The 11,177-nt window shown below is 66.2% G+C and carries 10 protein-coding genes; all 10 read left to right on the top strand.

Annotated elements, in window-relative coordinates:
- Nucleotides 1–39: 39 nt before the first annotated feature.
- The 10 genes from AO501_RS29815 to AO501_RS29860 all read left to right on the top strand — a co-directional run bounded on the left by AO501_RS29815 (nucleotide 40) and on the right by AO501_RS29860 (nucleotide 11,024).
- Nucleotides 40–351, top strand: coding sequence for an ESX-1 secretion-associated protein (locus tag AO501_RS29815; protein ID WP_055581183.1), 312 nt, complete (start codon nucleotides 40–42; stop codon nucleotides 349–351).
- A 2-nt stretch (nucleotides 352–353) separates the two neighbouring features.
- A complete protein-coding gene (locus AO501_RS29820; RefSeq protein ID WP_055581184.1) occupies nucleotides 354–1,208 on the top strand; it encodes an ESX secretion-associated protein EspG in 855 nt (284 codons plus the stop codon).
- A 36-nt stretch (nucleotides 1,209–1,244) separates the two neighbouring features.
- Nucleotides 1,245–1,799, top strand: coding sequence for a hypothetical protein (locus tag AO501_RS29825; RefSeq protein ID WP_055581185.1), 555 nt, complete (start codon nucleotides 1,245–1,247; stop codon nucleotides 1,797–1,799).
- Nucleotides 1,796–3,517, top strand: a complete 1,722-nt coding sequence (eccA, locus tag AO501_RS29830) for a type VII secretion AAA-ATPase EccA (protein WP_055581186.1) — start codon at nucleotides 1,796–1,798, stop codon at nucleotides 3,515–3,517. Before AO501_RS29825 ends, eccA begins: the two co-directional genes overlap by 4 nt.
- 3 nt (nucleotides 3,518–3,520) lie before the next feature.
- Nucleotides 3,521–4,966 (top strand): type VII secretion protein EccB, encoded by a 1,446-nt coding sequence (eccB, locus tag AO501_RS29835; protein WP_055581187.1) that lies wholly within the window; start codon nucleotides 3,521–3,523, stop codon nucleotides 4,964–4,966.
- A gap of 13 nt (nucleotides 4,967–4,979) precedes the next feature.
- The gene (gene eccCa / locus AO501_RS29840) at nucleotides 4,980–7,220 is read left to right on the top strand and encodes a type VII secretion protein EccCa (RefSeq protein WP_055581193.1); all 2,241 of its coding nucleotides are present in this window, start codon (nucleotides 4,980–4,982) and stop codon (nucleotides 7,218–7,220) included.
- On the top strand, nucleotides 7,217–8,971 hold the full coding sequence (eccCb, locus tag AO501_RS29845) for a type VII secretion protein EccCb (RefSeq protein WP_055581188.1): 1,755 nt from the start codon (nucleotides 7,217–7,219) through the stop codon (nucleotides 8,969–8,971). Before eccCa ends, eccCb begins: the two co-directional genes overlap by 4 nt.
- A gap of 235 nt (nucleotides 8,972–9,206) precedes the next feature.
- Entirely contained in the window at nucleotides 9,207–10,301 is a 1,095-nt protein-coding gene (locus AO501_RS29850) for a PPE family protein (RefSeq protein ID WP_055581189.1), read from the top strand.
- A gap of 91 nt (nucleotides 10,302–10,392) precedes the next feature.
- A complete protein-coding gene (locus AO501_RS29855; RefSeq protein WP_055581190.1) occupies nucleotides 10,393–10,695 on the top strand; it encodes a WXG100 family type VII secretion target in 303 nt (100 codons plus the stop codon).
- A 41-nt stretch (nucleotides 10,696–10,736) separates the two neighbouring features.
- The gene (locus AO501_RS29860) at nucleotides 10,737–11,024 is read left to right on the top strand and encodes a WXG100 family type VII secretion target (protein ID WP_055581191.1); all 288 of its coding nucleotides are present in this window, start codon (nucleotides 10,737–10,739) and stop codon (nucleotides 11,022–11,024) included.
- The last annotated feature ends 153 nt before the right edge of the window (nucleotides 11,025–11,177 follow it).

An 11,177-nucleotide genomic window follows, 5' to 3' on the forward strand; every position in this document is an offset into this window, starting at 1 on the left:
GTAGCGAGTAAAAGTTAAACGTAGAGGAGGGTCTACCCCATGTCCGGAGTTCTGGAAGTCGTACCTTCGTTCCTGAAGGTGCTGTCAGGCATGCAGACCGAAATAGCCGGCCAATTCGGAACCGCGACCAACACGGTCAACGGGATCAGCGGCAAAGTCTCGATGACCCACGGTTCGTTCACATCGAAGTTCAACAATGCGCTTCGCGAGGTGGAGACCAACCGCAGCAACACGGGCAAAGGTGTGCAGGGCGTGAGCAATGGCCTAGCCACCAACCTGGTCCAGGCCGCGACCGCATACCTCAATTCCGACCAGGGGCTCGGCGGCATCATCGACAAGATCTTCGGCTGATCATGACGGGTCCGCTCGCTTCCGGTCGCGCCGGCTTCGCGGGCCCGGTCGACGATGTGGTCGGCGTCGAGGTCACCATCGACGGCATGCTGGTCATCGCCGATCGGCTGCACCTGGTGGATTTCCCGGTAGCCCTTGGGATCCGGCCCAATATTCCGCAGGAGGACCTGCGGGACATCGTTTGGGAGCAGGTCCAGCGCGACCTCACCGCACAGGGCGTGCTGGACCACAACGGGCAGCCGCACCCCGGGGTCGCCAAGATGGTCGAGACGATCAGCCGGGCGGACCGGACCCTGGAATGCCGCTGGTGGCGCCGCGACCGGGGTGGCGAGGCCGGCGGCCTGATGGTGCGATTTGTGGTGTGCCGCAAGGGCGATACCCACGTGGTCGCGGCCCGCGACGAGGACATGCTGGTGCTGCAACTGGTGGCACCGCAGATCGGACTCGCCGGAATGGTGACCACCGTGCTGGGATCGGCCGACCCAGCCTCCGTCGAACCGCTGACCGGTGTCGCCAGCGAACTGGCCGAATGCACCACCGCGGCACAGCTCATGCGGCACGGCGTTTCGGCCACGCAGGCGCGCATCTATACCGAGATCGTCAGCGACCCGACCGGCTGGGTCGAGATCATCGCGACCCAGCGCCATCCCGGCGGCACCACCACCCACACCTCGGCTGCCGCAGGCGTTCTCGACTCCAAGCACGGCCGGCTGGTGTCGCTGCCCCGCCGCGTCGGCGGCGAGTTGTACGGCAGCTTCCTTCCCGGCACCCAGCAGAATCTGCAGCGTGCCCTGGACAGCTTGCTGGAGCTGCTACCCGCCGGCTCCTGGTTGGATCACGCCCAAGCCTCCGCCTGAGGCTGCCTACTTCCGATACGAGAAAGGGACCCGACAGTGGAACTGCCCGGGAACGATTACGACAGCGACGATCTCAGCGCGCTGGACTTCTCCGGCGGCGGCACCGACGTCGAGGAGTCGTCTCTGGACGCGCTGGGCGACTATGCGCCGCCGACCCAGGTCGAGGACGCCGCGACAGAGCTCGACGCCCTGCAAGGACTGACCGAGCAGGACGAGGACGAAGAGTTGGCGCTGTTCACGGTGACCAACCCGCAGGGGTCGGTCTCGGTGACGGCACTGATGGACGGCAGGGTCCAGAACATCACCGTCACCGACAAGGCCTCCAGCATGTCCGAGCCGGCGCTTGCCGAGGAGATCTTCGTCATCGCCGATCTGGCCCGGCAGAAGGCGCGGGCCGCTCAGCACACCTTCATGGTCGAGAGCATGAGCGAAATCGCCGGCGACAACCCCCAGCAGAGCGCGCTGCTGCACGAGTTCGTCGAGAGCACCCTGCACCTGCCCACACCGGAAGAGGCGGCCGCCCGCGAGGCCGAGGTGTTCGCAACCCGGTACGAGGTGGACTACACGGCCCGCTACAACGGTGATAAATGACTGATCGCCTGGCCGGTCTGTTCGACAGTGCCGTCGGCATGCTGCCGCTGTCGGAGGCACGGTCACTCGACCTGTTCACCGAGATCACCAATTACGACGAAGCGGCATGCGACGCCTGGGTCGGGCGGATCCGCTGCGGCGACACCGACCGGGTGACGCTCTTTCGGGCCTGGTACTCGCGCCGCAACTTCGGACAACTCTCCGGCGCCGCCCAGATCTCGATGAGCACCCTGAACGCGCGGGTCCCCATCGGGGGAATCTACGGCGACATCACCTACCCGATCACCTCCCCGCTGGCGGTGACCATGGGCTTCGCGTCCTCGGAAGCGGCCCAGGGCAATTTCGCCGATGCGCTGGAAGCGATGGACGCCAGCGCGGTGTCGGGCTCCGAGCATCTGGTCTCCTGGCTCAAGGCGGTCATCTACGGCGCCGCCGAACGGTGGACCGACGTGATCGACGAGGTCAAGGGCGCCGGGAAATGGCCGGATAAATTCCTCACCGGCGCGGCCGGCGTCGCACACGGCGTCGCCGCCGCCAACCTCGGGCTGTTCACCGAAGCCGAGCGCCGGCTCACCGAAGCCAACGACTCACCGGCCGGCGAAGCATGCGCGCGGGCCATCGCCTGGTTCCTGGCGATGGCCCGGCGCAGCCAGGGCAACGAGGAAGCCGCCGTCGCGCTGCTGGAATGGCTGCAGACGACGCACCCGGAGCCGAAAGTGTCTGCCGCACTGAAGGATCCGTCGTACCGGCTGAAGACGACGACGGCCGAGCAGATCGCCTCCCGGTCGGACCCGTGGGATCCGGGCAGCGTGGTGACCGACAACTCCGCGCGCGACCGGCTCTTGGAGGAGGCTCAGGCCGAGCTGGAGCGCCAGATCGGGCTCAGCCGGGTCAAGACGCAGATCGAGCGCTACCGGGCCGCTACCCTGATGGCACGCGTGCGCGCCGCCAAGGGCATGAAGGTGGCCCAGCCCAGCAAGCACATGATCTTCACCGGCCCGCCCGGCACCGGTAAGACGACGATCGCTCGCGTGGTGGCCAACATCCTGGCCGGGTTGGGCGTCATCGCCGAGCCGAAGCTGGTCGAGACCTCCCGCAAGGACTTCGTCGCCGAGTACGAGGGCCAGTCGGCGGTCAAGACCGCCAAGACCATCGACCACGCCCTGGGCGGCGTGCTGTTCATCGACGAGGCGTACGCGCTGGTGCAGGAACGGGATGGGCGCACCGACCCGTTCGGACAGGAGGCGATGGACACGCTGCTGGCCCGGATGGAGAACGACCGCGACCGGCTGGTGGTGATCATCGCCGGCTACAGCAACGACATCGACCGCCTGCTGGAGACCAACGAGGGTCTGCGCTCGCGCTTCGCCACCCGTATCGAGTTCGACACCTACAGTCCCGAGGAAATCCTCGAAATCGCCAGAGTGATTGCCGCCGCCAATGATTCGACGCTGAGCCCGGAGGCCGCCGACGAGCTGCTCGGTGCGGCCAAGATGCTGCACGAGCGCACGCTGCGCGGCCGCCCGGCCCTCGACATCGCCGGGAACGGCCGCTACGCGCGGCAATTGGTCGAAGCCGCCGAGCAGAGCAGAGATATGCGATTGGCTCAGGGTCTCGACATCGAGGCTCTCGACGTGGACCGTCTACAGGAGATCAACGGCACGGACATGGCCGAGGCGATCGCCTCGGTTCATGCACACCTCAACATGAGAGAGTGACACATGGGGCTTCGCCTGACCACCAAGGTTCAGGTCAGCGGCTGGCGCTTCCTGCTTCGCCGAGTCGAGCATGCCATCGTGCGGCGAGACACCCGAATGTTCGACGATCCCCTGCAGTTCTACAGCCGCTCGGTGTGGCTCGGCGTGGTCATCGCCGTCATCATCCTGGCGGGTGCGGGACTGCTCGCCTTCTTCAAGCCCCAGGGCAAACTCGGCGGCACCACCCTGCTCACCGATCGGGCGACCAACGAGTTGTACGTGATCATCTCGAATCAACTGCATCCCGTCTACAACCTGACCTCCGCACGGCTGGTGCTGGGCGCCCCGTCGAACCCGGCGACGGTGAAGTCCTCGGAGTTGAGCAAGCTGCCGCTGGGTCAGACGCTCGGAATACCCGGGGCGCCGTACGCCACTCCGGTATCCGGTGGCAGCACCTCGGTCTGGACGTTGTGCGACACCGTCGCCCGCGCGGACACCGCATCGCCGGCGATACAGACCTCGGTGATCGCGATGCCGCTGCAGATCGATTCCTCGATCGACCCGGTCGATTCCAACGAAGCCATGCTGGCCAGCTATCAGGGCCAGGAGTGGATTGTCACCGAAAAAGGCCGCCACTCAATCGATCTCACTGACCGGGCGCTGACCTCGGCGATGGGCATACCGGTCACGGCCAAGGCGGTTCCCATCTCCGAGGGGCTGTTCAATGCACTGCCCAGCCAAGGGAACTGGGAGCTGCCGCCGATACCGTTCGCGGGCGCACCGAACAGCCTCGGTCTGCCGGACGACCTGGTGATCGGCTCAGTCTTCCAGATCCACACCGAGAAGGGTCCGCAGTATTACGTGGTGCTGCCCGACGGCATCGCCATGGTGAACTCGACCACCGCAGCGGCCCTGCGCGCCACCCAATCTCACGGTCTGGTCGCGCCTCCCGCGGTCGTGCCGAGCGTCGTCGTGCGCATACCGGAACGGGTGTACCCCTCTCCGCTTCCCAACGAGCAGCTGAAAATTCTGACCCGGCCCGACGAACCGACGCTGTGCTGGAGCTGGGACCGGGCGGCCGGTGACCAGGCGCCCAAGACCACCGTGCTGTCCGGGCGGCACCTCCCGATCCCGGCGGCCCAGATGAGCAACGGGATCAAGCAGATTCAGGGCACCGCGACGATCTACATCGACGGCGGCAAGTTCGTGCAGCTACAGTCCCCGGATCCGCGGTACGGCGAGTCGATGTACTACATCGACCCCGAGGGCGTGCGCTACGGGGTGCCCAACGCCGACTCGGCGAAGGCGCTGGGTCTGAGCGCGCCGAAAACCGCGCCGTGGGAGATCATTCGGCTGCTCGTCGACGGGCCGGTGCTTTCCAAAGAGGCGGCGATGCTCGAGCACGAGACGCTGCCCGCCGACCCGACCCCCCGAAAAGTTCCGGGTGGCACCCCCGGAGCACCTCAGTGATGGCGGACAGATCATGACGACCAAGAAGTTCACCCCGACGATCACCCGCGGCCCCCGGCTGACCCCGGGCGAGATAAGCCTCACCCCGCCCGACGATCTCGGCATCGACATTCCGGCGTCCGGCGTCCAGAAGGCGCTTCCGTACGTGATGGGCGGGGCGATGGTCGGCATGATCGCGATCATGTTCGCCGGCGGCACCAAACAGCTGTCGCCCTACATGCTGATGATGCCGCTGATGATGGTCGTCATGATGGTCGGCGGCATGGCCGGCGGCACCGGCGGCGGCGGCAAGAAGGTGCCGGAGATCAACGCCGACCGCAAGGAATACCTGCGGTACCTGGCCGGGCTGCGGAGCCGGGTGACCTCCTCGGCGACCTCGCAGGTGGCCTTCTTCAGTTACCACGCACCGCATCCCGACGATCTGCTGTCGATCGTCGGCACCCAGCGGCAGTGGTCCCGTCCGGCGAACAGCGACTTCTACGCGGCCACCCGTATCGGCATCGGTGACCAACCGGCGGTGGACCGACTGCTGAAGCCCGCCGTCGGCGGCGAGCTGGCCGCCTCGACCGCGGCGCCCCAGCCGTATCTGGAGCCGGTCAGCCACATGTGGGTGGTCAAGTTCCTGCGCACCCACGGCCTCATCCACGACTGCCCGAAACTGCTTCAGCTGCGCACCTTCCCGACGATCGCCCTCGGTGGCCACCGGCCGAACGCCGACCGGATGCTGGCCGCGATGATCTGCCACCTGGCGGTGTTCCACCCGCCGGACCTGCTGCAGATCCGGGTGCTCACCGAGGATCCCGATGACCCCGAATGGTCCTGGCTGAAATGGCTTCCGCACGTGCAGCACCAGACCGAGACCGATGCCGCCGGCCCGGTCCGGATGATCTACACCCGGCCGGACGGACTGGCCGATCTGGCCGCCCGCGGGCCGCACGCACCGGACACCCTGCCCACCGGCCCCTACGTCGTCGTCGTCGACCTGACCGGGGGCAAGGCGGGGTTCCCACCGGACGGGCGGGCCGGCGTCACGGTGCTCACCCTGGGCAACCACCGCGGTTCGGCCTACCGCATCCGTGCCAACGAGGACGGGTCCGCCGAAGACCGGTTGCCTGGCCAGCAGTTCCGGTTGGTGACCTCGACCGCCGACAGCATGTCGCCGCTGGAAGCCACCCGGGTGGCCCGCAAACTGGCCGGCTGGTCGATCACCGGGACCATTCTCGACAAGACGCAGCGGGTGCAGAAGAAGGTCGCCACCGAGTGGCATCAAATGGTCGGCGCCAAGAGCGTCGAGGAGATCGTCCCGAGCCGCTGGCGGATGTACACCGACACCGACCGGGACCGGCTCAAGATCCCGTTCGGGCATGAACTCAAGACCGGCAACATCATGTACCTCGACATCAAGGAGGGTGCCGAGTTCGGCGCCGGACCGCACGGCATGCTGATCGGCACGACGGGTTCGGGTAAGTCGGAGTTCCTGCGCACCCTGATCCTGTCGCTGGTCGCGATGACCCACCCGGATCAGGTCAACTTGCTGCTCACCGACTTCAAGGGTGGCTCGACCTTTCTGGGCATGGAGAAGCTTCCGCACACCGCGGCCGTCGTCACCAACATGGCCGAGGAGGCCGAGTTGGTCAGCCGGATGGGTGAAGTGCTGACCGGTGAGCTCGACCGGCGCCAGAACATCCTGCGGCAGGCGGGCATGCAGGTCGGCGCGGCCGGCGCCCTGTCCGGTGTCGCCGAATACGAGAAGTACCGCGAACGTGGTGCCGACTTGGCGCCACTGCCAACGCTTTTCGTGGTTGTCGACGAGTTCGCCGAGCTGTTGCAGAGCCACCCGGACTTCATCGGGCTGTTCGACCGGATCTGCCGCGTGGGCCGGTCGTTGCGGGTGCACCTGCTGTTGGCCACCCAGTCGCTGCAAACCGGCGGGGCCCGCATCGACAAGCTCGAACCGAACCTCACCTACCGGATCGCGTTGCGCACCACCAGTTCTCACGAATCCAAAGCCGTCATCGGCACTCCGGAGGCGCAGTACATCACCAACAAGGAGAGCGGCGTCGGGTTCCTGCGGGTCGGCATGGAGGACCCGGTGAAATTCAGCACCTTCTACATCGGTGGTCCGTACATCCCGCCGGTGAGCGTCGAGACCAACGGTGACGGCAGCAAGCGCAGCGTTCAGGCCCTCAAGCAGTCCGTCAAAATCCACCAGTTCACCGCGGCTCCGGTGATCGAGGAGGTGCTCACCCCATGACCGACACCGAGGTACGCGCCTTGCGCGAGGTGGTGCTCGACCAGCTCGGCACCGGCGAATCGCGGGCCTACAAAATGTGGCTGCCGCCGCTGTCGGACCCCACGCCGCTCAACGAGCTCGTGGCCCGGGACCGGCGACAACCGCTGCGGTTCCCGCTCGGGATCATGGACGAGCCGCGCCGGCATCTGCAGGACGTGTGGGGCGTCGACGTATCGGGAGCGGGCGGCAACATCGCCATCGGCGGCGCCCCCCAGACCGGCAAGTCCACGCTGCTGCAGACACTGATCATGTCGGCGGCAGCCACTCACTCCCCGCGCAACGTGCAGTTCTACTGCATCGACCTCGGTGGCGGCGGCCTGATCTATCTGGAGAATCTGCCGCACGTCGGCGGCATCGCCAACCGCTCCGAGCCTGACAAGGTCCAGCGCGTGGTTGCCGAGATGCAGACCGTGATGCGGCAACGAGAGCAGATGTTCAAAGAGCACCGGGTGGGCTCGATGGCTATGTACCGGCAGCTGCGCGACGACCCCAACCAACCGGTGGCGGCCGACCCCTACGGCGACGTCTTCCTGGTCATCGACGGGTGGCCCGGTTTCGTCAGTGAGTTCAGCGAACTCGAGGGCGCGGTGCAGGACCTGGCCGCGCAGGGTCTGGCCTTCGGGGTGCACGTCATCATCTCGACGCCGCGCTGGACGGAGCTGAAGTCACGCATCCGCGACTACCTGGGCACCAAGATCGAGTTCCGGCTCGGCGACGTCAACGAAACCCAGATCGACCGGATCACCCGGGAGATCCCCGCAAACCGTCCCGGCCGGGCTGTCTCGATGGAGAAGCACCACCTGATGATCGGCGTGCCCCGCTTCGACGGCGTGCACAGCACCGAAAACCTGGTGGAAGCGATCACCGCGGGGGTCAACACCATCGCGTCTCAGACCACTGAGAAAGCCCCGCCGGTGCGGGTGCTGCCCGAGCGCATCCATCTCTACGAACTCGACCCGAACCCGCCGGGGCCCGACTCGGACTACCGCACGCGCTGGGAGATCCCGATCGGGTTGCGCGAGACGGACCTGACGCCGGCCTACAGTCACATGCACTCCAACCCGCACCTGCTGATCTTCGGGGCGGCCAAGTCCGGCAAGACCACCATCGCGCACGCCGTCGCGCGCGCCATCTGCGCCCGCAACAGTCCCCAACAGGTCCGGTTCATGCTCGCCGACTACCGCTCGGGCCTGCTGGACGCGGTGCCGCAGAGCCACCTGCTGCAGGCGGGCGCGATCAACCGCAACAGCCAGAGCCTGGACGAGGCCGTTCAGGCGCTGGCCGTCAACCTGAAAAAGCGGCTTCCTCCACCCGATCTGACGACCGCGCAATTGCGCTCGCGTTCGTGGTGGAGCGGTTTTGACATCGTGTTATTGGTGGACGACTGGCACATGATCGTCGGTGCGGCCAGCGGTATGCCCCCGATGGCACCACTGGCGCCCTTATTGCCGGCCGCCGCGGATATCGGATTGCACATCATTGTCACCTGTCAGATGAGCCAGGCGTACAAGGCCACGATGGACAAGTTCGTCGGCGCGGCGTTCGGGTCCGGGGCGCCGACGATGTTCCTCTCCGGGGAGAAGCAGGAGTTCCCCTCCAGCGAGTTCAAGGTGAAGCGTCGACCTCCTGGCCAGGCGTTTCTCGTGTCTCCCGACGGGAAGGAGGTCATTCAGGCGCCCTACATCGAGCCGCCTGACGAGCTCCAAGAATAAGTGCACGGACCACCCCCAACCCCCGGTTAGGATTATTACAACGCAAGTTCGGGAGCCAGTACGGGAGCTGAGGAATCAAGCCCCAGGGGGACGCTGAGCCACCGGATTTATTCCGGCTATAAACGGCGAAGTTTGGGTCCGGAAGACAAATGCATCGGGCATAACTGAACAAATGCAATTTGCGTTTCCCGCACCGGTGTAAACGCCGAACAGGAACCAGAGGGGAGTTGATCACATGTTTTGGCACGCCATGCCTCCGGAGCTGAATACCGCACGGCTGATGGCCGGAGCAGGTCCGGCTCCCATGCTGGCCGCCGCCATGGGATGGCAGGCGCTGTCCGCGGCCCTGGACGCCCAGGCCGTCGAGTTGACCGCGCGCCTGAACTCCCTCGGCGAGGCCTGGACCGGCGGCAGCAGCGACAAGGCGATCTCCAACGCACAGCAGATGATCCCGTGGCTGCAGATGGCGTCGACGCAGGCGAAGACCCGGGGTATGCAGGCGACCGCGCAAGCCGCCTCCTACACCCAGGCGATGGCGACCACGCCGTCACTGCCGGAGATCGCGATGAACCACGTCACCACCGCGGTGCTGACGGCCACCAACTTCTTCGGCATCAACACGATTCCGATCGCGTTGAACGAGATCGACTACTTCGTCCGCATGTGGATGCAGGCCGCCCTCGCGATGGACATCTACCAGGCCGAGACGCTGGCCAACACGATGTTCGACAAGCTCGAGCCGATGGCGTCCATCCTCGACCCGGGCATGAGCCAGAGCATGACCTCGACGCAGGTGCTGGCGATGCCGAGCAGCCTCACCTCAAGCCAGCTGCAGGCGACAGCGGGACAGGTCGCGGAACTGAGCGGCCCCATGCAGCAGCTCGCCCAGCCGGCGCAGCAGATGACCTCGATGTTCAGCCAGATGGGCAGCAGTTCAGGTGGTACCGGACCCGGACTCGGCGACGACGGGGCTCAAATGGGCCTGCTGGGCGCCAGCCCGCTGTCCAACCACCCGCTCGCGGGCGGTTCGGGTGCCAGCGTGGGAGCCGGACTGCTACGCGGCGACGCGCTGCCGGGTGCCGGCGGCACGCTGGCCCGCACGCCGCTGATGACCGGCCTGATCGACAAGCCCGTCGGTCCCGCGATGATGCCGGCGGCAGCCGCCGGCGAGACGGCAACCGGCGGCGCAGCCCCGGTGGGCGCCGGCGCCATGGGCCAGGGCGCAGGCAGCGGCGGCAGTTCCCGACCGGGCCTGGCGGCGCCGGCACCGGTCGCCCAGGACCGCGACGAACAAGAAGAAGACCTGTGGGACGACGAGGACGACTGGTGACAAGCCCACGGCCACAACAGACTTCCCGGCCAACCGGGCCGGAAGACTTGCCAACCACGGCGAGGAATGGAAAGAGAGAAAGTAGTCCAGCATGGCAGAGATGAAGACTGATGCCGCTGCCCTCGCGCAAGAGGCAGGTAACTTCGAGCGAATCTCCAGCGACCTGAAGACTCAGATCGACCAGATCGAGTCCACCGCGGGTTCGCTGCAGGGTCAGTGGCGCGGCGTCGCCGGCCAGGCCGCCCAGGCCGCCGTCGTGCGCTTCCAGGAAGCCGCCAACAAGCAGAAGGCTGAGCTCGACGAGATCTCGACCAACATCCGTCAGGCCGGCGTTCAGTACCAGCGTGCCGACGAGGAGCAGCAGCAGGCGCTGTCCTCGCAAATGGGCTTCTGAAATAAATCCCCCCAAATACCACTAGAAAACGGAGCAAAGACATGACAGAACAGCAGTGGAATTTCGCGGGCATTGAGGCCGCGGCCAGCACCATCCAGGGAAACGTCTCCAGCATTCACTCCCTGCTCGACGAGGGTAAGCAGTCGCTGACCAAGCTCGCGGCGGCGTGGGGCGGTAGCGGTTCGGAGTCCTACCAGGCCGTTCAGCAGAAGTGGGACGGCACCGCCCAGGAGCTGAACAACTCCCTGCAGAACCTGGCCCGGACGATCAGCGAGGCCAGCCAGGCCATGCAGTCGACCGAGGGCAGCGTGACCGGATTGTTCGCATAAGAAGCGTCTCTATACGCGTAGAATCTCGAAGCACGAGATTGGGCGAGTTCAACCCATCTGGGGGATCTCGCCCCTTCTCGTGCTTCCCTCATTTGGCGAGCTTCTGAGAGGTTCTCATGCCGGCCGACTATGACAAGCTCTTTCGGCCGGCCG

The sequence above is a fragment of the Mycobacterium gordonae genome, from assembly GCF_001417955.2.
In the GTDB taxonomy this organism is placed as follows: domain Bacteria; phylum Actinomycetota; class Actinomycetes; order Mycobacteriales; family Mycobacteriaceae; genus Mycobacterium; species Mycobacterium gordonae_B.